The sequence below is a fragment of the Synechococcus sp. CBW1006 genome, assembly GCF_015840525.1.
In the GTDB taxonomy this organism is placed as follows: Bacteria; Cyanobacteriota; Cyanobacteriia; order PCC-6307; family Cyanobiaceae; genus CBW1002.
This window is the reverse complement of the sequence record NZ_CP060396.1, coordinates 3,794,697-3,815,524: the sequence shown is the minus strand read 5'-3', so window position 1 is coordinate 3,815,524 and position 20,828 is coordinate 3,794,697. Positions and strand designations below refer to the sequence as shown.

The 20,828-nt window shown below is 63.0% G+C and carries 18 protein-coding genes; 7 read left to right on the top strand and 11 right to left on the bottom strand.

Annotation, left to right across the window (positions count from 1 at the left end):
- Positions 1-9 precede the first annotated feature (9 nt).
- The 6 genes from ispG to ltrA form a co-directional block, all read right to left on the bottom strand.
- Complete coding sequence (gene ispG, locus H8F26_RS18865) at positions 10-1,287, bottom strand: (E)-4-hydroxy-3-methylbut-2-enyl-diphosphate synthase (protein ID WP_231597970.1); 1,278 nt, start codon at positions 1,285-1,287, stop codon at positions 10-12.
- A gap of 44 nt (positions 1,288-1,331) precedes the next feature.
- Positions 1,332-1,820 (bottom strand): solute carrier family 23 protein, encoded by a 489-nt coding sequence (locus H8F26_RS18860; RefSeq protein ID WP_197156524.1) that lies wholly within the window; start codon positions 1,818-1,820, stop codon positions 1,332-1,334.
- The gene (locus H8F26_RS18855; protein ID WP_231605351.1) at positions 1,781-2,254 is read right to left on the bottom strand and encodes a cache domain-containing protein; all 474 of its coding nucleotides are present in this window, start codon (positions 2,252-2,254) and stop codon (positions 1,781-1,783) included. Before H8F26_RS18855 ends, H8F26_RS18860 begins: the two co-directional genes overlap by 40 nt.
- Positions 2,251-2,961 carry a uracil-DNA glycosylase family protein gene (locus H8F26_RS18850; protein WP_197156520.1) on the bottom strand — a complete coding sequence of 237 codons (711 nt, stop codon included), beginning with the start codon at positions 2,959-2,961 and terminating at the stop codon, positions 2,251-2,253. The genes H8F26_RS18855 and H8F26_RS18850 overlap by 4 nt, the downstream gene beginning before the upstream one ends.
- An 81-nt stretch (positions 2,962-3,042) precedes the next feature.
- A complete protein-coding gene (locus tag H8F26_RS18845) occupies positions 3,043-3,951 on the bottom strand; it encodes an urea transporter (protein WP_231605673.1) in 909 nt (302 codons plus the stop codon).
- Positions 3,952-4,211: 260 nt separating this feature from the next.
- Positions 4,212-5,462, bottom strand: coding sequence for a group II intron reverse transcriptase/maturase (ltrA, locus tag H8F26_RS18840; RefSeq protein WP_231597922.1), 1,251 nt, complete (start codon positions 5,460-5,462; stop codon positions 4,212-4,214).
- A 568-nt stretch (positions 5,463-6,030) separates the two neighbouring features.
- Here ltrA and H8F26_RS18835 point away from each other — a divergent pair.
- Positions 6,031-7,254 carry an IS256 family transposase gene (locus tag H8F26_RS18835; RefSeq protein ID WP_197159353.1) on the top strand — a complete coding sequence of 408 codons (1,224 nt, stop codon included), beginning with the start codon at positions 6,031-6,033 and terminating at the stop codon, positions 7,252-7,254.
- 195 nt (positions 7,255-7,449) lie between these two features.
- On the opposite strand, the gene H8F26_RS18830 is transcribed toward H8F26_RS18835, so the two are convergent.
- Complete coding sequence (locus H8F26_RS18830) at positions 7,450-8,262, bottom strand: urea transporter (protein WP_197156516.1); 813 nt, start codon at positions 8,260-8,262, stop codon at positions 7,450-7,452.
- A gap of 246 nt (positions 8,263-8,508) precedes the next feature.
- Here H8F26_RS18830 and H8F26_RS18825 point away from each other — a divergent pair, with 246 nt between their 5' ends.
- The 5 genes from H8F26_RS18825 to H8F26_RS18805 all read left to right on the top strand — a co-directional run bounded on the left by H8F26_RS18825 (position 8,509) and on the right by H8F26_RS18805 (position 15,366).
- The gene (locus tag H8F26_RS18825; RefSeq protein WP_197156514.1) at positions 8,509-9,687 is read left to right on the top strand and encodes a pyridoxal phosphate-dependent aminotransferase; all 1,179 of its coding nucleotides are present in this window, start codon (positions 8,509-8,511) and stop codon (positions 9,685-9,687) included.
- A gap of 51 nt (positions 9,688-9,738) precedes the next feature.
- Positions 9,739-10,677 carry a putative selenate ABC transporter substrate-binding protein gene (locus tag H8F26_RS18820; protein ID WP_197156512.1) on the top strand — a complete coding sequence of 313 codons (939 nt, stop codon included), beginning with the start codon at positions 9,739-9,741 and terminating at the stop codon, positions 10,675-10,677.
- A 113-nt stretch (positions 10,678-10,790) separates the two neighbouring features.
- Complete coding sequence (locus tag H8F26_RS18815) at positions 10,791-11,027, top strand: hypothetical protein (protein WP_197156510.1); 237 nt, start codon at positions 10,791-10,793, stop codon at positions 11,025-11,027.
- Between the two features lie 815 nt (positions 11,028-11,842).
- Positions 11,843-14,230 (top strand): phosphoketolase, encoded by a 2,388-nt coding sequence (locus H8F26_RS18810; RefSeq protein WP_197156508.1) that lies wholly within the window; start codon positions 11,843-11,845, stop codon positions 14,228-14,230.
- A gap of 2 nt (positions 14,231-14,232) precedes the next feature.
- Complete coding sequence (locus tag H8F26_RS18805; protein WP_197159352.1) at positions 14,233-15,366, top strand: acetate/propionate family kinase; 1,134 nt, start codon at positions 14,233-14,235, stop codon at positions 15,364-15,366.
- On the opposite strand, the gene H8F26_RS18800 is transcribed toward H8F26_RS18805, so the two are convergent.
- Positions 15,351-16,304, bottom strand: coding sequence for a hypothetical protein (locus tag H8F26_RS18800; protein WP_231605350.1), 954 nt, complete (start codon positions 16,302-16,304; stop codon positions 15,351-15,353). The genes H8F26_RS18805 and H8F26_RS18800 overlap by 16 nt on opposite strands.
- Between H8F26_RS18800 and H8F26_RS18795 the strand changes: the two genes are divergently transcribed.
- Positions 16,230-17,366 carry an IS5 family transposase gene (locus tag H8F26_RS18795; protein WP_197153730.1) on the top strand — a complete coding sequence of 379 codons (1,137 nt, stop codon included), beginning with the start codon at positions 16,230-16,232 and terminating at the stop codon, positions 17,364-17,366. The genes H8F26_RS18800 and H8F26_RS18795 overlap by 75 nt on opposite strands.
- A 165-nt stretch (positions 17,367-17,531) precedes the next feature.
- Here the strand turns inward: H8F26_RS18795 and H8F26_RS18790 are convergent, their stop codons facing one another.
- From H8F26_RS18790 to H8F26_RS18780, 3 genes are all read right to left on the bottom strand, one after another.
- A complete protein-coding gene (locus tag H8F26_RS18790) occupies positions 17,532-18,749 on the bottom strand; it encodes a glycogen-debranching protein (RefSeq protein WP_231605348.1) in 1,218 nt (405 codons plus the stop codon).
- Between the two features lie 20 nt (positions 18,750-18,769).
- A complete protein-coding gene (locus H8F26_RS18785; RefSeq protein WP_304623229.1) occupies positions 18,770-19,780 on the bottom strand; it encodes a 2-hydroxyacid dehydrogenase in 1,011 nt (336 codons plus the stop codon).
- Positions 19,781-20,083: 303 nt separating this feature from the next.
- A complete protein-coding gene (locus tag H8F26_RS18780; RefSeq protein ID WP_197156504.1) occupies positions 20,084-20,377 on the bottom strand; it encodes a hypothetical protein in 294 nt (97 codons plus the stop codon).
- Positions 20,378-20,828 lie beyond the last annotated feature (451 nt).

The window sequence follows — 20,828 nt, the reverse complement described above, 5'->3', positions numbered from 1 at the left end:
GGCGAAGGTTCAGGGATCCACCCAGCGGCCGTCCTCGCGGATCAGGGCGATCAGCGCCTCCACCCCCTCGGCCTCCGGCACCCGGCGGATCTCCTCGCGGCCGCGGTACAGGGAGATGGTGCCGGGGGTCTTGCCCACGTAGCCGTAGTCGGCATCGGCCATCTCGCCGGGGCCGTTTACGATGCAGCCCATCACGGCGATGTCCAGACCCGTGAGGTGGGCGGTGGCGGAGCGCACCTTGTGCAGCACCTCCTCCAGGTTGAAGAGGGTGCGGCCGCAGCTGGGGCAGGCCACGTACTCCACCATCGTCTTGCGCAGCCCCAGGGCCTGCAGGATCGAGTAGCAGACAGGGATCTCCTTCTCCGGCGCCTCGGTGAGCGACACGCGGATCGTGTCACCAAGCCCCTCGGCCAGCAGGGTGGCGATGCCGGCGGTGCTCTTGATGCGGCCGTAGTCGCCGTCACCCGCCTCGGTCACTCCAAGGTGAAGCGGGTAGTGGAAGCCCTCGGCATCCATGCGGTCGGCCATCATCCGGTAGGCGGCCAGCATCACCGGCGCCCGCGAGGCCTTCATCGACACGACGATGTTGTGGAAATCGAGGCGGTCGCAGATGTGGATGAACTCCATGGCGCTCTCCACCATTCCCAGAGGGGTGTCGCCGTAGGTGAACAGCATCCGCTCCGCCAGGGAGCCGTGGTTCACACCGATGCGCAGGCCCTTGTCCTGCTCCTTGAGCAGGCTCACGAGCGGTTCGAGGGTGGTCTGGATGCGCTCGCCGATGGCGGCCACCTCCTCGGGGGTGAATTCGGTGCGGTTCGGGTCGGGCTTGTCGAACACGTAGAGCCCTGGGTTGATCCGCACCTTGTCGACGTGCTGGGCCACCTCCAGGGCGATCTTCATGCCGTTGTGGTGCACGTCAGCCACCAGCGGTACCGGGCGGTAGCTGTCTTCCAGGCGTTTGCGGATCTCGCCCACCGCCTTGGCATGGGCGAGGCTCGGCACTGTGAGGCGCACGATCTCACAGCCGGCTTCATGCAGGCGGCGGATGCCGGCGGTTGCGCCAGGGATGTCGAGGGTGTCCTCGTTGATCATCGACTGCACCACCACCGGGTGGTCGCTGCCCACCAACACGTCGCCTACCCGCACGCTGCGGGTCTTGCGACGGCGGATCACCGTGTCGTAGCGAGGGTTGTTGGCCCAGTCGGGAATGGCCGCATCGGCACTGTGGGCGGCGCTGTTCACTGCACTGTCGGCGGCGCTTGGGTTGCGGGCCGGGGCGGCGGTCATCGCTGTGGGGCCGGAAGACGCGCCAAGCCTGTCACACAGAACCGTCAGCTGGCGGCTGGACGCTGCAGCAATCGCAGCAGCTGGGTGAGCAGGATCGCCACCACCGTGGACAGGGTGAGTGAGGAGCTGAACAGGGGGCGCAGCCAGGCCGACAGGTGGAGGTAAAGCTGGGGCAGGATATCCAGACTCAGGCCCACCACCAGGGCCGTTCCCAGCACGTAGCCGGATGCGGGGCTGAGCGGCTTGCTGACCATCATCCGCAGGCCCGAGCTGATCACCAGGGCGATGATGTACACCAAGATCGCCCCCACAACGGGGTCGGGGATCAGGGCCAGCACGGCGGTGAGGCGCGGCGAGAATGCCAGCAGGGCGAACAGGCCGCCAGCCCAGTAGGCGAGCACCCGGCTGGTTGCCCCGGAGGCCTGGCTGAGGGCCACGTTGCTGGCGGACGTGTCGGAGGCCATGCCGCCCAGCAGGCCCGAAAGGGTCACCGTCAGGCCGTCGGCGAGCAGCCCCCCCTGTACCGAGGCCATCTCCGGCTCCTGCCAGTCGGCGTCGTTGACCCGCTGGCCCTGGGCCCCGGCCTGCGGGCCATAGCCACGATCCGATCCACCACCGGCTGGCCTGTCACATCGCGCAGCTGACCCATGTTGCGGCCTTGAAATTCAGGGAAAATGGGATGAAAGAGGTTGGTGCCATCGGCGTCGTAGACAAACAGATAGTCGTTGCCATGGAGCCAGCGTGACCCTGGCCTGGAGAAGTCCTTGAGGGCCTGCAGACCCTTCTGCTCCAGGTGGGCCGCACCGTCCTCCACCAGGCTCACCAGGTCGCGGGTGTCGCGGAAGCGATAGAGCGGCGCAGCCTTCTCGGCCTGCAGTGGCCTGCCGCAGGCGGCGAGCAGTGGCGCGAGCACAGCCCCCACCAGCAGGCGCCTGCATTGACCTGCTGCCATGCGAGCGGTCTTCACGCCGGATCGCCCTGGGAACTGCCGGCCGCGGCGGCCTCCAGTTCACCCAGGCGCCGCCGCACCTCCTGCAGGTCCTGCCAGGTGAACCACTTGGGGCTGCCCTGCTGCCGGGAGGGATTGCGCAGCAGGTAGGAGGGGTGGAACAGCGGCATCAGCCAGCGGCCACCCAGCACCGTGCCGCTGCCCTGGCGCCACTGGCCTCGCAGCTTGGTGATCCCCCCCTTCACCCCCAGCACCCCTTCCAGGGCGGTGGCGCCGGCCAGCACGATCACCGCTGGATCCACCAGCTGGATCTGCCGTTCCAGCCAGGGGAGGCATGCCGCCATCTCCTCGGCTGTGGGCTTGCGGTTGTCGGGTGGGCGGCACTTCACCACGTTGCAGATGTAGGCATCCCGGTTGCTGTCCAACCCCACACTCGCCAGCATCTGGTCGAGCAGCTGGCCGGCGCGCCCCACGAAAGGCAGCCCCGTGGCGTCTTCCTGGGCCCCGGGCCCCTCACCGATCACCATCAGGCGCGCGGTTGGATTGCCGCGGCTCACAACCACCTGCTGGCGCCCCAGCACCAGACCACAGCGGCGGCAACCGGCACAGGCGGCTGCGAATTCAGCGAGTGAAGCGTCTCTGGTGGGCTGCAGGGCCGGGCTGTAGCGCTCGGCCTGGAAGACATCCGGCTGCTGGCCCTCCTGGGAGGGGATCAAAGGGTTCATAGGCAGCGAAATGTTCCGCGGAATCCTGTCTCGGGGCATCGGAGATCCGCCGACCATGACCCTACGGCTCACATGAGTGGTTCAGCTGAGCAGAAGTAGATCCACAAATTCACCCCAGGTCAGGGGGCGCTGCTGTGGACCGAAGATTCTGACCTCCTCTTCGGGCTGTAGGGGACGGGCACCGACACTGCGCAACAGCCGCTGGAGTTCAGCCCGATCGAGGTGACCATCGGCATTGGCATCGACGGGCAGCAGGTAGGTCAGCAGGCGTTCATGGCCCTGGGAAAGGCGCTGCAGCCGCAGGACCATTTCCACGAATTCCGCTGCATCCAGGCGGCCGTCCCTGTTCAGGTCCATGTGCCGCAGCACCCGATCCAGCAACGCTCTGACCTCCGCAGGACTCTGTTGAGCACAATCGCCCGCCAGGGCGCGCCGTAACTCCTTCAAGGAAAGACAGCCGCTGGAATCGAGGTCGAGCTGGCGAAAGAGCTCCAGCCATTTCGCCACCAGAGCGGGTTGCATGAAGGAGGCCAGAGATGGACCTGGACCCGTACCCGGGGAGGCGGCATGGTGCAGGCGGTGGCGGAAGTCGGCCAGCAGGCGGCGGGCCACTCGAAAACGACGGCGATGCTCCTCGGGGGTGAGGATCGCGTGAAGGGCCACCGGAACCAGGGCCGGCAGTCTTCGCCGCACCATCACAAGCATCAGCCAGGTGGCGAGGACGAAGGGGAGTGAGGAGAGGGGCAAGCCAACCCTGGTCAAGGGTGCCAGAAGGATCCGCTCCAGCGGAATGGTGAGAGCGGCACCGGCGATGGCGATCGGCACACTCCGGCGGGTGGGTGCAAAAAAGATGCCGCCCAAGGCGATGGCAGCCAGGACAGCGTTGAAACCGTACGCTCCTGAGATCACCTCTTCCCACGAGTTCAGCCCCAGCAGAAGGCCTGTCAGAGCTGCTGTCAGTGCCCCCAGGGCCCCGAGGAGTGCCGCCACTGGACTGGCCAAAAGGACCGACAGGAGCACCAGCAGCTGGCGTCCCCAGCAGTGGTGTAAATCCCCTGGGCCTCAGCCCCGGCGTAGCCGGGGCTGAGCGAGCACACCTCAGACGCCTGGCGTTGCAAGGGGTGGGCAGGCCCGTTTCCCTGGTTCGAGAACCACCTCAACCAGACGAACCATGTCGAGTCACCCCGGGGAACTTCCCCCCGAGGTGCTCACAGAACCGTACGTGACACTCTCGCGTCATACGGCTCCCATCATCCACATGCCACTTCACTGACTCGACGCCAGTGCGCGAACAGATCACGATGTCCAGACCTGATCCTGGCAAGTACTCGCCAGCTTTGGAGCCGACGACCCCGCAGCCTTTTGTACTTCTGCCGTAACCAGGCTGCAATTCTGTCATCCAGGTAGCGATACAACTTCCTGATCAGTTCTGTCCTATAGAAACGACCGTAGTACTGAATCCAGCCACGAATCACTGGATTCAGCACTTTAGCGATCTCCTCAAGCGACAGATACACGAGCGATGGAAGCCCTATCGACCTAATCCTCTCCCGCATACGCTGGAGAGCCTGCGGACTCACTGCCGGCAAAAAGCCTGTGTAGATGACTCCGCGAGAATTGCGAGACACACGTGGCCGAAACGCGAAACCAAGAAACGTGAACGTGACATCAGCAAACGGTGCCCGGCGGTTGCTATCCCTGCAGTAGACCACCTGGGTCTTCTGGGGATGAAGCTGGAGGCCACAGGACGCAAAGCGATCCTGCAATGCCTCCAGCAACCGCCGAGCTTCCTTCTCGCTGTGGCAATGACAGATCACATCATCTGCATAGCGCTCAAAGGCAATGGCCGGGTGGCTCCGGCGCATCCACACATCAAACGCATAGTGCAGGAACAGATTGGCCAGCAGTGGACTGATGACACCACCTTGCGGTGTGCCCCGGTCCCTGGGATGGAGCGTGCCATCCGGCAACAGAACCGGTGCCTGCAGCCATCGTTGCAGGTAGAGCACCACCCAGCGCTCGGAGGTATGGGCCTTGATCGCGCGCATCAACAGGTCGTGATCGATAGCATCGAAAAACCCCTTGATGTCGAGATCGAGAACCCAGTTGGACCTCCAGCAGCGCTGACGGCAGACCTCTACTGCCTGATGCGCTGACTTGCCCGGTCTGTAGCCGTAGGAATCCTGATCAAAGATCAGCTCCAGCTCTGGCTCCAGCACCTGCTTGACCACCATCTGTGCGATGCGATCAGCAACCGTCGGGATACCCAGCGGCCTGACGCCTCCACCGGATTTGGGAATCTCCACACGCCGAACTGGTGGCGGAAGATAACTTCCTGATGCCATCCGATTCCAGAGTTTGTAGAGATTATTCTCCAGATCCTTGTTGAAGTCGTCCAGGCTTTGGCCATCCACACCGGCCGCCTGTCCGTTCCGTTTCACCTGTTGATAGGCCTTCCAGACCATCACCTTGGTAATCGGTAGCGGCTTGTCTGTTGTCATCCCATTCCTCCTGCCGTAGGCAGTTGATGGGAGACTCCAAACGGGATGATGCAACCCCTTGGCTCCGAGTCCGTTACAGACCCATCATCGCTACTACGGGTTGCTCCGCCCCTGCCACAGACATCGGTATTGACCCTCATGGTGGTGACCACTTGGGATGTTCCCTTGGCATTCCATGGCAGGTTCTCACGTTCCGCATCAGGGCCTGCGATGAGCTCGTGCCGTCTATACGCCGGCTGCCGTGTGGTCCATAGACAGGCTCTGTCCACACTGATCCAGGAGATTTGGGCCGCCTCCCGTTTTGGCAGCGTCTGAAATAGATATCGGCGCGTCATCAACGGTTCGCTTGCGCTCACCTTCTCGTCGCACACCTGACGGATCCAGTCCGCCGTTTCCCCGTCGCTCACCACCACGTCTTTTGAACGCAGCAGCACGGGGTGGTTTGGTACCAGCCCCTGCAGGCCGATCCCGGGAGGCCACACTCCCATCCCCGATGCAGTTTCATCAGCCTTGGCTTTCACCTGCTGACTCGTGACACACGCCCAAGACCCATCGTGCCGCAGTTGACCTGGCGCCGCTACTGGATGGCAGCAGTGCCGGCGAGCTGATCCCGGAGCTGGCCCGCCACGGCCTGCAGCAGCTGATCGAGCTGGAGGTTGCCGCCGTTCTGGGTGCCGACCGCCATGAGCGCAGCGAGGAACGGCTCGGCTACCGCAACGGCTACCGGCCCCGCAGCCTCACCACCCAGGTGGGCGACATCGACCTGCTGATCCCCAAACTGCGGGCCGGCAGCTTCCTGCCCTCGATCCTTGAGCCCCGCCGCCGGGTGGATCAGGCCCTCTATGCCGTGATCATGGAGGCCTACATCGGCGGCGTCTCCACCCGCAAGGTCGATGCCCTGGTGGGGGCCCTGGGATCGCAGAGCGGCATCTCCAAATCCCAGGTCAGTCGCATCTGCCAGGAGATCGACCAGCAGGTGCAGGCGTTCCTGAGCCGGCCCCTGCAGGAGTCCGGCTACGCCTACGTCTACCTGGATGCCACCTACCTCAAGGGCAGGCTGGGCAAGGCCCTGCAGGTCTGCTCACGGGCTGTCGTCGTCGCCATGGGGGTGAACGCGGACGGCCGCCGGGAGTTGCTGGGTCTCAAGGTGACAGGCAGCGAAACCGAGGGCTTCTGGAGCGAGTTCATTGCCTCGCTCAAGGAGCGCGGCCTCACTGGCGTCAAGCTGGTGATCAGCGACGCCCACGTGGGCCTCACCAAGGCCATCAGGCGCCAGCTGCAGGGCTGTGTGTGGCAGCGCTGCCGCGTCCACTTCGCCCGCAACCTTCTCCAGCGCGTCCCCAAAGCCCACCAGGGCATGGTCACCGCCGCCCTGCGCTCGGTGTTCGCTCAGGAGGATGCCGGAGAGATCCTCAGCCGCTGGGATGACCTGGCCGCCTCGCTGGCGGAGCGCTTCCCCAAGGCCACCGAGCTCATGAACGAGGCCAGAGAGGACGTGCTGGCCTTCCGTCACTTCCCGCAGCCTCACTGGAAGAAGGTCTGGAGCACCAACCTGCTGGAGCGGGTCAACGAGGAGATCAAGCGCCGCACCAGGGTGGTCGGCATCTTCCCTAACGACGCGTCGATCACCCGCCTGGTGGGCGCGGTATTGCTGGAGCAGCACGAGCACTGGCAGCTGGAGGGACGCCGCATGTTCTCAGCCGAGAGCATGGCCGCCATCCCGGAGCTGGAGGATCTGCCGGCCCTGCTCAGCGCCGCCGCCGCAGAGGTGCAAGACGCAGGCCCCAGGTGATTGAGGTGGCAGCGCCCCCACAGGGCGCAGCGGCCTCAATCGCCGCCCGGGGGCCGGCGCTGTAACCCCTGGGCTGCATAGAAGACCCCTGCCGCTCACAACACAGCCGCGATCAGACGAGAGACTTGACAAGTCAATCGCCTCATTTCATCGTGGAAAAACGAGGTGCATCTGCGCCTCAGGAATGACAGCCCGTCATTCCACCCTGTTCACCCTCTGAGTCAGGGCATTCGGGCCTCGGGTTTTACACCACGCAAAGGGACGCGGCCGCACCAGCATTCCGCTGGGTAATCCTGTACAGAGAAAAACCTGACCGAAACCCCGTACAACACCTTGCACCAGCCATGGCAAGGGGGAACCCTCCCCGGCAAAGGGCAAGGAAGCGGACAATGAAAGTGATGGTTCCACCGGATCGGTCTGGATGCCGATTGCGCCGAGACCAGCCAGCAGCAGCGGCAGCAGCCAGCCGATCAGGCAAGCCGGCAGGGAAAGGGGAGGCAACCCTGTCCTCCCAAACCACCAGCTCCTCAGCCCCTCCAGGCAGGCCGCACTCAATGCACCCGCGAGCGGTACCAACACCAACCAGAGCACCAGGGCGGGGCCAGAAGGGGGCGCAACCAAGGCAAGGGCGCATCCCACCAAGGCCCCGTTGAAGCCCACGATCCCCTGCCTCCTGGAGGAGGGATCCCATGCCATGGCGATTTCCATGGCATGGGCACCGGCAATGCCGAGCACCGCGAATGCGGCCATCCAGCCGGACTGCAGCAACAGTGCGAGTAGCAGCACAGCCCCACTGAGGGGATTGTTGATCAGGATGACCTGGCCCACCGATCGCAAGCCGCAGAAAAGCTCGGCCAGATGGGAACGTCCGGCGATCCAGGGATCCGTGCGGGCGTGCAGGGTTCCGCTGGTCGGAAGGAGGCGCTCAAGAAGACTGCTGGGCCGGGGTGCCTCGGGCAGCAGAGCCTGCAGCAGTCCGTAGGCAGTGACCTGGGGGGCGTTCTCCATTCCGGGTCCGGTTGCAGGCGATGTCATGGAGAGCGACGCCGCGGCCTACTCCGCGAACCCCGTAGCAGAACGCTTTGAATCTCCATCGACGCGACCGGAACTGCCGTCACCCTGGCTACCAGGACCTCACGGGCATGCTCCTGATGGGCGGCGTGGCGATTGGTGAAGGGCCCAGGCCAAAGGCTGCAGGGCATAGGGCAGGATGACCCCTTCGCCGAAGCTGCGCCCCGTTGGCGCGCCTGTCCCATGCCGGCCCCGTTGACGCTGTCTGCCCGGGCGCAGGCGTTGCAGCCCTCTCTCACCCTGGCGATCGCCGCCAAAGCCAAGCAGCTGCGCTCTGAGGGGCGGGATATCTGCAGCCTCAGTGCCGGCGAACCTGATTTCGATACGCCAGCCTTCATCCGCACGGCCGCAGCGGAGGCCCTCGAGAGCGGTCATACCCGCTATGGCCCAGCCGCTGGTGAGCCGGAGCTGCGCCAGGCGATCGCCACCAAGCTCTCGGCGGAGAACGGGGTGTCCACCAGCAGTGACCAGGTGCTGGTGACCAACGGTGGCAAGCAGGCGCTCTACAACCTCTTCCAGGTGCTGCTGGGCCCTGGCGATGAGGTGTTGCTTCCCTCCCCCTACTGGCTCAGCTACCCGGAACTCGCCCAGCTGGCCGGTGCTTCGGTGAAGCTGCTGCCCAGTGATGCCAGCGCAGGCTTCCGCCTGCGGGCCGAGCAGCTGGACGCCGCCATCACGCCAGCCAGCAAGTTGCTGGTGCTGAACAGCCCCTCCAACCCCACCGGCATGGTGCTCAGCCGGGCTGATCTCGAGGCGATCGCCGCGGTGCTGCGCCGCCATCCCCATGTGGCTGTGGTCTGCGATGAAATTTATGAATTCCTGCTGGCCCCGGGCCACAGCCACCACAGCTTCGCGGCGGTGGCCCCCGATCTGGCCGACCGGATTTTCATTGTCAACGGCTTCGCCAAGGGCTGGGCGATGACCGGCTGGCGCATCGGCTGGCTGGCGGGGCCCCGGGCCGTGGTGGCCGCCGCCAGCGCCCTGCAGAGCCAGAGCACCAGCAATGTCTGCAGCTTTGCCCAGTACGGAGCCCTGGCCGCGGTGAGCGGCCCGCGCGACTGCGTGATCGCGATGGCAGAGCAGTTCAATCAGCGCCGCACTCTGCTCACCGAAGGCCTGCAGGCGATTGCGGGTGTGACCCTGCGCGCGCCGCAGGGGGCTTTCTACGCCTTCCCGGACGTGAGCTCCTATGGCCTCGATTCGATGGCGCTCTGCAGGCTGCTGCTGGAGGAGGTGGGCCTGGCGGTGGTGCCGGGTGTGGCTTTCGGAGATGATCGTTGCATCCGTCTGTCGTGCGCCGCTTCGCCTGCCACGATCAACGACGGCCTCGGGCGTCTCCAGCGTTGCCTGGCCACCCTCTGATCTTGCGGCGCTGCCGCTGCAGCGCGGTTTTTTCCACCCTTGCAACCAACCATGACGCCCCGCGCCCGCTGGGCCGCCGTGCTGGCAGGTCTCTCCCTGGCCCTGCTGCCGGCGGTCCTGCCTCCGCTCAACCCCCAGGCCGCTCCGCTGCTGAGCCGGGCTGAGGCCCAGCAGACCGTGCTGCGTATCAGCGCCATCCCCGACCAGAACCCCGAGAAGCTGAATCGGCTCTACGGCCTGGTGGCCGATGAGCTGAGTCAGCAATTGGGCGTGCCGGTGAAGTACGTGCCCATGACCGACTACACCGCTGCCGTGAGTGCATTCCGCACCGGCAATCTCGATCTGGTCTGGTTCGGTGGCCTCACCGGCGTGCAGGCCCGTCTGCAGAAGCCGGGGGCGACGGTGATTGCCCAGCGCGACATCGATGCCGCGTTCCACAGCGTGTTCATCGCCAACACCGCCAGTGGCCTCAAGCCCCTCAGCAACCAGAAGGGCCTGACGGCTCTCAAGGGCAAGCGCTTCACCTTCGGGTCCGAGAGTTCCACCTCCGGCCGGCTGATGCCCCAGTATTTCCTCAATCAGGCCGGTGTGAGCCTCAAATCCTTCGCCGGGGGTGCACCGGGGTTCAGTGGCAGCCACGACGCCACGATCGCCCTGGTGCAGAGCGGTGCGTATCAGGCCGGCGTGGTGAATGAGCAGGTCTGGAAGAGCAGCCTGCGGGAGGGCAAGGTGAACCGAAGCAAGGTGATCGCGATCTGGCGTACACCGCCCTATCCCGACTACCACTGGATCGCCCAGCCAGGCCTGGACAAGCGCTTTGGCAAGGGCTTCACGGGCCGTATCCAGGCGGCGATCGTGAGCTGGAGGCAGAAGGATCCCGAGCAGAAGCAGATTCTTGAGCTGTTCGGCGCCCAGCAGTTCACCCAGGCCCAGGCGTCGGACTACCAGAAGATCGAGCAGGTGGGACGGCAGATCGGCAAGATTCGCTGATCTGCTCAGGCGAGGGCAGAACTGAGCCTTGGAGGCTGGGGGTTGGCCTGGCCTCCTGTGGAAAGCGGCCGAAATTGTGCTTAGCGTTCCCTCAGCTTCATGAAGGTCCGTCCATGCAGTTTTCCGGAACCCTGGAGGAGTTGCGCAGCCTCGTGGAGCGCCTCGGCCATCCCGGCCACTGGGAGCACAAGGGGGCCTACGAACTGTTTGTGTTTGACGAGCAGCAGACCAATCTGCGGCTGAACTGGTGGCCTGAAAGCGGCGCGCTCACCCTGGTGGGGGACCCCGCCGAACGGGTGCAGTGGGAAGCCGATCTGCAGGGCTTGCTGGACCAGCACCAGGCCGAATGATGCGTGGGGGCCTCTGCTGTCGGTTCAGGTGGAGCTGCGCTTCAGCCTTGACCGATCCGGTGGGATGGTCAATCGATTCTGGAGCTTGGATTGCAAGGCTTGGCAACGATGTTCAACCGTGCTGAAGATGCATGAGAATATTGAGGCTTAGACTGTGGCGATCGCGGGAATCATGCCCCTGAGCGATGGGCCTTCAGGCGTCAATTCTGGACTCTTTCTTCAAGCGATTTCTTCAATCGATAGTGATTCTGGCTTGGTCCTCTGGGTGACCTTGTCATGGTCTTGCCTGCGACTGAGCGTGAGGTCTTTGGCGGCGTATTCCGGAGCGGTCTCGGGCCAGGTAGCGAGTGTTCTCCATCCGCAGCGGAGTGCTGCTGACGGTCTCTGGCTACCGCGATAGGTGTTTAGGCTTTCAGGTTGGCGCTTCCCTTCATGGATGGCATTGCAGCAGGGGCGGGGCGGCCTGAGGCTGTGTTGGGGTGGTTGTGGCTCTGCAGCAGTCGTGTAGGCGTTTTGAATGGTTTTCGGGCTTCTTCTCTGGCGCTAAAGCTGCTTCAAGTAGATTTAATCTGCTGAACAGTGTGTCCTGGTGGATTTGATTCTTCTGCGCAGAGGTTTCCTCGCAACTGGCTGGCCGCTGGCTGCCCTTGATCCAGCTGTTTTCGCTTTCTGAATCAACAGCTCTCCTTGGAATTCCTCCCTGGAACTCCTCTCTGGACTTCTACGCCGATGCGTCAGGCGTTAACGCGTGGTTAGGATATGCCTATCAAGGCTTCAGCGGCATGCGAAGATAGTGAGAATCGCTTGCTGCTCCTATGGACCTCGATCGTGACCAGGAGCTGAATCTTGTCGACGCCTGGTGGCGTGCCGCCAACTACCTTGCCGTGGGGATGATCTATCTCCAGGACAACCCCCTGCTGGCGGAACCCCTGCGCTTTGAGCACATCAAGAAGCGTCTGCTGGGTCACTGGGGTTCCAGTCCGGGCCAGGCGTTCATCTGGGCCCATGCCAACAGGGTGATCCGTCATCACGACCTGGAGATGATCTACCTCTCCGGTCCGGGCCACGGCGCTCCGGGGGTGCTGGGGCCCACCTACCTCGATGGAAGCTACAGCGAGGTTTATCCCGACAAATCACAGGATGCCGAGGGGATGCGGCGCTTCTTCAAGCAGTTTTCCTTTCCGGGCCATATCGGTTCCCACTGCACCCCCGAAACCCCAGGCTCGATCCACGAAGGTGGTGAGCTGGGCTATGTGCTGTCGCACGCCTGCGGGGCGGTGTTCGACAATCCGAACCTGATCGCCCTCGCCTGCGTCGGGGACGGTGAGGCTGAAACCGGACCCCTGGCCACCTCCTGGCACATCAACAAGTTCCTCAACCCGATCAGTGATGGCGCCGTACTGCCGGTGTTGCACCTGAACGGTTACAAGATCGCCAATCCCACCTTGCTGGCCCGCATTCCCCACCAGGAGCTCGAGAGCCTGATGCGGGGCTATGGCTGGGAGCCGATCTTCGTGGAGGGCAGTGAGCCCATGGCGATGCATCGCGCCATGGCCGATGCCATGGATCAGGCCATTGGGACAATCCAGCGGGTGCGGGAGGACTGCCGCACATCTGCTGAGGCCCTGCGACCAGCCTGGCCCATGATCGTGCTTCGCTCCCCCAAGGGCTGGACCGGTCCGCAGGAATTCCACGGCAAGAAACTGGAAGGATTCTGGCGTTCCCACCAGGTGCCGCTGGCGGCGCCCAACAAGGATCCGGAACAGCTGGCCATGCTCGAGAGCTGGCTGCGGAGTTACCGGCCCGACGAGTTGTTCGATGCCAACGGAACCCTCCGCTCCGACCTGCAGACGCTTTCCCCCCGGGGTGATCGCCGCATGGGCTCAAGCCCCCATGCCAATGGCGGCCAACTGCGCCGCAGCCTGCGGCTGGCGCCGATCGAGGCTTATGCCGTGCCGGTGGAGCAGCCGGGTCAGACGGAGTACGAGAACACGGCCGCTCTCGGAGCCCTGCTGCGTGACACGATCGCCCGCAACCCCGATTCCCTGCGGGTGTTCGGCCCTGATGAAACCTCCTCCAACCGCCTTCAGGCCATCTACGAGGTGAGCAAGAAAGTCTGGATGGAGGAACTCCTGCCGGAGGATGCCGGCGGCAGTGAACTCGCCCGCGACGGACGGGTGGTGGAGATGCTCTCCGAGCACACCCTGGTGGGAATGATGGAGGGCTATCTGCTGACGGGACGCTATGGCTTCTTCCACACCTACGAAGCTTTCGCGCATGTGATCGCCTCGATGTTCAATCAACACGCCAAGTGGCTGGAGTCGTGCATTCATCACGCTCCCTGGCGCGCCCCGATCGGTGCCTGGAACTGTCTGATTTCTTCCACCGTCTGGCGGCAGGATCACAACGGTTTCACCCATCAGGACCCGGGTTTCATCGACCTGGCCGGTAACAAGAGCGGTGAAGTGGTTCGGGTCTATCTGCCGCCCGATGCCAACTGCCTGCTGGCGGTGGCTGAAGAGGCGCTGCTGGAGCCGAACGTGTGCAACATCATCGTCTCCGATAAGCAGAAGCACCTCCAGTATCTCACCCTGGAGCAAGCCCGTGTCCATGTGGCCAAGGGCATCGGCATCGTGCGCTGGGCCAGCAACGACGATTGCGGAACTGAGCCTGATGATCCGGATGTGGTGATGGCCTGCGCCGGCGACATTCCCTCCAAGGAGACCCTGGCAGCCGTGGAGATCCTCCGCCTTGAGATTCCGCAACTCAAGATCCGGGTTGTCAATGTGGTCAAGCTGTTTGCCCTCACCCAGCCCACGGAGCATCCCCATGGCTTGTCGGATCGCGATTTCGATACGATCTTCACCACCGACAAGCCGGTGATCTTCAACTTCCACGGCTATCCGTGGCTGATTCACCGCCTCACTTATCGCCGCACGAACCATTCCAATTTCCATGTGCGCGGCTACAAGGAAAAGGGCAACATCAACACGCCGCTGGAGCTGGCGATGAACAACCAGATTGATCGTTTCAACCTGGTGATGGATGTGATCGATCGTGTTCCGTCGCTTGGCTCCCGGGCCGCCCACCTCAAGGAACGCATGAAGGAGGCGATTCTTCGGCACCGTGAGTACGCCCATACCCACGGAATGGATGCACCGGAAGTCACCGACTGGCGTTGGACCCTGCCGGTCGCGACCTAGGTATGGCTGGCCAGATTCCTGCGCCAGATGTAGCGCTCCTGGTTCTCAATGCGGGTAGCTCCAGCCTCAAGGCTGCCCTGTTCACTCCAGATGGAGCCTGCCTCTGGCGTGATCAGCGCCCCTGGCACCCCGGCGACCAGGACGGCGACGCTGCCGCAGCGGCAATCGGGGAGGACAGTCGCGCCGTCGGTGCTTTGGAGCAGGTGCTCGCAGGCTGGTTGCCCGCAGCGCTGGAGGCTCTGCAGGTCGATCTGCTTCTGGTGGCCCACCGCGTGGTTCATGGCGGCGAGCGGTTCATCGGTCCCACCCTGCTCGACCCGGAGGCTCTCAAGGCTCTCGAGCAGCTGGTGCCCCTGGCACCGCTGCACAACGGTCCGGCCCTGAGGGTGATGGGCTGGGTGGGCAACTGGCGGCCTCAGCTTCCCCAGTGGGCCTGCTTTGACACCGCCTTCCACTGCACCCTGCCACCCGAGGCCAGCACCTATGCCCTGCCCCAGGCCTGGCGGACTCAGGGCCTGCGCCGCTTTGGCTTCCATGGATTGAGCCATCAGCATGTCAGTGAAACGGTCAGTCGGCTCTATGCCGATCGTCCGAGGACGGCTGCTCAGCCCCTTCGTCTGATCAGCTGCCATCTGGGGGCCGGCTGCTCGCTCTGCGCCATCCGAGCTGGCCGCAGCCTCGACACCACCATGGGTTACACGCCGATGGAGGGCCTGGTGATGGCCACCCGCAGTGGCTCTGTGGATCCGGGAGTGCTGCTGCACCTGCTGGAGCAGGGCCTGTCGCCGGCGCTCCTCGAGCGCGGCCTTCAGACCGAGAGCGGTCTGCTCGGCCTCTCCGGTCTGAGTGCCGACATGCGGGAGTTGAGGGTTGCTGCCACTGCTGGCCACGAGGGGGCCTTGTTGGCTCTGGCGGTGTTCCGGCACAGACTTCTGGCCGGTATCGGTGCGATGGCGGCGTGCCTCGGGGGTGTGGATGTGATCGCCCTCACCGGAGGCATCGGCGAGCACGACGATGCCCTGCTGGCCGAACTGGAGGAGGCCGTGGCCTGGCTCAGGCCCGTGGATCTGCTGAGGATTGCGGCCGACGAAGAGGGCCTGATCGCGCGCAGTTGCATGCCTCATCCAGTCGTATAAAGAACGACGACGGATCGTTCTGCGGCTGCGTATGTATTCCCGCTGTGTGATGGGGCCATCTCCCAAGGCACGATATCGTTGGGAGAAGCGAGCGATGTGTCTAACCAGCGCCGCCATGATGTGACAGTGTTTGTGCCGATCAAGGGAAGCTCGAAGTCAAGGGGCTTCCAGTAGCCATTCAGGATCAGATGAAGCCAGCTGTTTTCACGCTTCAGCTGAATTGTGAGGCCAATGCTGTGTGAGTCCTCCCCCCAGTCGGGGTTGTTGAGACGACTGCCATGCCAGGCCTTGGTGGCATCACGGATCAGAACATTCAGGGGGGTTCGTTCCTGTTCCGAGTGAAGGTCGCGTAGCAATCGTCGGCTGATCATCAGTTTCACAAAACGATGCAGATCGGCATGCTGTTGCAGCAGGGTCCAGTCGAACCAGTTCACGGGATCATCCATCCCATAGCTGTTGTTGTTGCCGTGCTGGGAGCGTCTGACCTCATCGCCCATCAGCAGCATGGGGATGCCCAGAGACAGCAGGGTGACAGCGATGAAGTTCCGGATCTGCCGAGCCCGCAACTGTTCCACTGCGGGGTCGTTGCTTGGTCCTTCCACGCCACAGTTCCAGCTACGGTTGTCGTCGCAGCCGTCGCGATTCTGTTCCCCATTGGCCTCATTATGCTTGTGGTTGTAGGAAACCAGATCGTTGAGCGTGAATCCATCGTGACAGTTCACGAAATTGATACTTTGCTCCGCTTCACGCTCTTTATGCCCGTAGATTTGGGGGCTGCCAATCAGTCGGTCGGCGAATCGTCCTAAGAGTTTGCTGAAAAACCCCGCCGCCTCTGCGAAAATAGGGCAACTGCCCCAGGTTTGATGCGAGGTCAGCAGGAGCGCAGCGGCTCCTTGTTCTCCTACGTCTCGATCGAGGAGCGGATCCCGACCAGCCATCCACTCAGGCGGATTCGCAAGCTGGCGGATCAGGCCCTCGATCGACTCAATCCCACCTTCTGCAGGTTGTATGCCTCAGAAGGGAGACCATCGGTGCCGCCAGAGCAGCTGCTGCTGGCCTCGTTGTTGCAGGCGTTCTACGGCATCCGCTCCGAGAGGCTGCTGCTGGAGCAGGTCCACTACAACCTGCTGTTCCGCTGGTTTGTGGGCTTGAGCCCTGACGATGCGATCTGGCATCCGACCACATTCACCAAGAATCGTGATCGGCTCCTCACTGACGACGTCATGGGGCTGTTCCTGGAGAAGCTGATGGGAGCACCCGAGGTCAAACCGCTGCTCAGTGACGAGCACTTTTCGGTGGACGGCACGTTGCTCCAGGCCTGGGCGTCACACGCTTCCTTGGAGCGGATCGATGGCCAGGAGGATCCTCCGCCTCCGCCCACAGGTCCTGGCGAAGGATTCGGTGCTCCCAAAGAGGGAAAGAAGCGCGCCAAAGGGGACTTTCGCGGCATCAAGCTCAGCAACGAGACCCACCGCTCCAGCACCGATCCTGAGGCACGGCTGGCCCGGAAATCGAATGCCCATCCAGCGCAGCTGAGCTATCGGGGCCATGTCCTCATGGACAACCGCCACGACCTGATCGTCGATTGCCGCGTCACCCAGGCCACGGGCACCGGTGAGCGGGATGCCGCCAAAGAGATGGCAGCAGACCTCACCGGTGCCCACCAGAAGACCGTCGGCGCCGACAAGAACTACGACACCAAAGGGTTTGTCGCTGAGATGCGGCGGATCGGTGTCACGCCCCACGTGGCCCAGAACACGGCCCGCAGCGGTGGCTCAGCCATTGATGGCCGCACCACCCGTCACGTGGGCTACTCCAAATCGATCAACGCCCGCCGGGGGATCGAAAAGGTGTTTGGTTGGATCAAGGCGTTCGGAGGGCTGCGCCAGTTCAAACTGCGCGGTACCGAGAAGGTCGGCGCCGTGTTTGGCCTGCATGTGATCGCCTACAACCTGATCCGCCTGGGCAACCTGCTCAAGCCCGCGATGGAGGCGGCATGAACAGCCCGTTGTCCAGAGGTGTGCCCAATAGGCCTCAACCAATGCCTTGCAGAGAGGCCAACGATGCCGAAATCGGGCTGTTTGCGGCTCTGATAGCCGCCGATCCGTCTTTTTGAGCCGGAAATCCACTGATGCCTGTGGAAAACTGGCTCGTGGGTTGGTTTTTCAGCAAACTCCTAAGGAACCCGGTGTGCTGCGAAAGAAATCACGGGCATCGTCGCGGAAACGGCCGTTCCATTCACGCCAGCTGTCGCCAACGAAACTGCCAACCTGATAGAGCCCCGCCGCATCCCAGGCTTCAGCAATCAGCTTGGTGCCCGCCAGCTGCGGGTCCGACTCAATGTCCCAGAGAACCGGGGGATTGGGAAGCACATTCCCGGCCGAATCGCGGGCGAGGATGGAGGCAAGGTCAAAACGAAAGCCATCGACGTGCATCTCGCCAACCCAGTAACGAAGGCTGTCGATAATCATCCGTCGCACAACAGGGTGGTTGGCATTCAGGCTGTTCCCACAGCCTGAGTAGTCGGCGTATTGACTCCCGCCGTCCTTGAGCAGATAGTAATTGGGATTGTCGATTCCCCGGAAGCAGAAGGTGGGCCCGTTCAATCCTCCCTCGGCCGTGTGGTTGAACACCACATCGAGAATCACCTCAATCCCTGCACGATGCAGGGCCTTCACCATGTCGCGGAATTGGTTGACAGCCGCCAGCGGGTCGTCCCCACAGCTGTAGCCGGGATGGGGGGCGAAGAATCCCAGGGGCTGGTAGCCCCAGTAGTTCGTCTGACCAGCGGGTGCAGCCTGGCGATCAAAGGCGAACACCGGTAACAGCTCCACAGCAGTGATGCCGAGATCCTGGAGATAGGGAATCTTGGCGATCAGACCGGCATAGGTTCCTCGCTTCTCCTCGGAAACTCCGGAACTCGGATGGGCCGTGAAGCCACGGATATGCATTTCATAGATGATCGTGCGGGCACAGGGATGGCGCAAAGGTTGATCACCCTGCCAATCGTAGGCTCCTGGATCAACAACCACACTTTTCATCAATCCCGTACCTTCTGTTATGGCCACAGCGCGTCCATAGGGATCGAGCAACACCTTCGCAGCATCGAAGCACAACCCGCGCGAAGGGTCCCACGGCCCGTGGACGCGGTAGCCATACAGCTGACCGGCTTCCACCCCTGCCACAAAAGCGTGCCAATAGTGGTAGGTGCGATGCTCCAACGGATCCAGCGTCACCACCTGTGATGGGTGAGAATCGTTCACCCCGTCGAACAACAGCAGCTCCACAGCCGATGCCGTTCTGGAAAACAGGCAGAAGTTGGCCCCACCGCGCTCCACAGTGGCGCCGATCGGGTGGCTCCTTCCATTCGTGGACTTGGTCATGGAGTTGTTGAGGGGGGGGGTCACGTGAGCACGGAGCCATCCACGAAGGAACCTCCTGCTGCAAGAGCCCGAAGATTTGCCCCTGTGGTGCGAGCGATGTCCATCAGTGCTTCATGGGTGAGAAAGGCCTGATGAGCTGTGATCAGCACCTTCGGAAAGGTCAGCATTCGTGCCAGAAGATCATCCTGCAGCACGGTTCCGGAGAGATCCTCGAAGAATACGCCTTCCTCCTCTTCGTAGACGTCAAGAGCTACGCCACCCAGACGGCCGGATTTCAGTGCATCGATCAAGGCTGCAGTATCGATGAGTGCTCCCCTACTCACATTTACCAAGACGACTCCGGGCTTCATGCGTTCTATGGTTTCGCGGCGGATGATGTGGTGTGTTTCGGGAGTGAGTGGGATGTGGAGGGAAATCACATCACTGAGGCTTGCCAAGGTGAATGGATCCACGTAAGTGATGCCTTCACGAGCTGCCCATGCTGCATCAGGGTAGGGGTCGTAGGCTACAACCACCATCCCAAAGCCGCGCAGGATGCGAGCAACAATGCGGCCGATTTTGCCGGTTCCGACAATGCCTGCAGTTTTGGCGTTCAGATCAAAGCCCACTAGCCCCTGCAGGGAGAAATTCAACTCTCGAACGCGATTGAAGGCGCGGTGGATCCTGCGGTTGAGAGTGAGCAGCAACGCCACAGCATGTTCCGCTACAGCGTTGGGCGAATAGGTTGGAACCCGGGTGACAGTGATGCCATGGTCACGAGCTGCGGAGAGATCCACATGATTGAATCCTGTGCAGCGTAGGGCCAGTAGTTCGGTGCCTTGAGAGGAAAGCTGCTGGAGGCAATCCCTGTCCACAGTGTCGTTGACAAAGGCGCAAACGGCACGGTCGCCAAGTGCCGCGGCGGCGGTTTCGGCAGTGAGGCGAAAGTTCAGGAAACGCAGCTGAACGTCTGCGCCCGTTGCCGCGGGAAGGTGAATGCGATCGTAGGGTTTCGTGTCAAACACCGCTGCCGACAGGCCGGGACTGTTCAAGGTGATGGCCTCTGCTGATGCTCAGGTGTGACTGGCAATCTAGCCGTGATTCCGTTCAGATCAGATTTGTGCAGGGGCGAGGAACTGTGAATTCAGAGTGTGAATGCAGAGGTGCCTGGTTGTGCCTCGGTTGTTGCTGGGTTGATCCGGCCAGGAATCTCACTGCCGAGCTCTCTGGCAACCTGATCGGCGATGCGCAGGTAGCCCGCTCTCTGTTCTGTGGAAAACCTATTGTCGCCCTTGACGAAATGGCTTGGATGCTGCATTCCCACTGAGCGTCTACTGCTGGCTCCAGGGCCAGCTTTATTCTCCAAATGCCACCTGGCACGAAGCATTGAGCAACTGGGCTTCTTCTGGGGTGGCCGGTGGCTCCCCATCCAGCAGGCCCTGCTCGCAGTCTGCAGTGAGCTGATAAATCGTGTTCTCTCGCTCGGCCCAGAACGTGGTTGATGTGCTGTCGACCGGCTGAATACTCTCGTAACGGAGGCCCAGCTGCGTATCGGGAACGATCACGGTGGGATTGCCGGCGTCGACGGCGGCGTCGATCAGGTTGTTGATCAGCGATGAGGCCGCCAGGGCGCCGAGGCCCCAACCCACTGCCCTGGAATTCCACCACCCCCAGCTGGGTCTGCGCGAGCGTCCGTACCAGCCCCAGCCCCAGGGACGGGCCCGGCGCCAGCCTTGCCGCGCCCACCCCGGAGTCCGCCGGATGAGTGTGGTTGGCCGGCGAGCCCTCCCCCAGACGGCGCCGGACGATCCCCTGCCCCGCCAGATGATTCCGCTGCTGTTCCGGGGAATGCTTCGGGGGAGGTTTCGGAGGCCATGGCTGCTGCGGCCCCAGCCACTGGTGGGCCGGTAACTGCCCCGGTTGATTCCCTGTCGACCGAAACCCGTTCGACCACCGCTACTGGGCCCGATTCTGCTTCCGCTTCGCCCTCGACTGCTGCCGCCTCTGCTACCGCCGCCGCCTCTGCTTCCTCCGCCTTTTTTTGCCAACTCTCGATTGAGCCGTTCGTGCCCGGGCGAAGGGTTGACCCCGCTGGCAAGA

Coding starts and splice junctions, on each gene's coding strand:
- ispG (WP_231597970.1), bottom strand. CDS start 1,287: ATGACCGCCGCCCCGGCCCGCAACCCAAGCGCCGCCGACAGTGCAGTG.
- H8F26_RS18860 (WP_197156524.1), bottom strand. CDS start 1,820: ATGGCCTCGGTACAGGGGGGGCTGCTCGCCGACGGCCTGACGGTGACC.
- H8F26_RS18850 (WP_197156520.1), bottom strand. CDS start 2,961: ATGAACCCTTTGATCCCCTCCCAGGAGGGCCAGCAGCCGGATGTCTTC.
- ltrA (WP_231597922.1), bottom strand. CDS start 5,462: ATGACAACAGACAAGCCGCTACCGATTACCAAGGTGATGGTCTGGAAG.
- H8F26_RS18830 (WP_197156516.1), bottom strand. CDS start 8,262: ATGGAGAACGCCCCCCAGGTCACTGCCTACGGACTGCTGCAGGCTCTG.
- H8F26_RS18825 (WP_197156514.1), top strand. CDS start 8,509: ATGCCGGCCCCGTTGACGCTGTCTGCCCGGGCGCAGGCGTTGCAGCCC.
- H8F26_RS18820 (WP_197156512.1), top strand. CDS start 9,739: ATGACGCCCCGCGCCCGCTGGGCCGCCGTGCTGGCAGGTCTCTCCCTG.
- H8F26_RS18815 (WP_197156510.1), top strand. CDS start 10,791: ATGCAGTTTTCCGGAACCCTGGAGGAGTTGCGCAGCCTCGTGGAGCGC.
- H8F26_RS18810 (WP_197156508.1), top strand. CDS start 11,843: ATGGACCTCGATCGTGACCAGGAGCTGAATCTTGTCGACGCCTGGTGG.
- H8F26_RS18805 (WP_197159352.1), top strand. CDS start 14,233: ATGGCTGGCCAGATTCCTGCGCCAGATGTAGCGCTCCTGGTTCTCAAT.
- H8F26_RS18795 (WP_197153730.1), top strand. CDS start 16,230: ATGCGAGGTCAGCAGGAGCGCAGCGGCTCCTTGTTCTCCTACGTCTCG.
- H8F26_RS18800 (WP_231605350.1), bottom strand. CDS start 16,304: ATGGCTGGTCGGGATCCGCTCCTCGATCGAGACGTAGGAGAACAAGGA.
- H8F26_RS18790 (WP_231605348.1), bottom strand. CDS start 18,749: ATGACCAAGTCCACGAATGGAAGGAGCCACCCGATCGGCGCCACTGTG.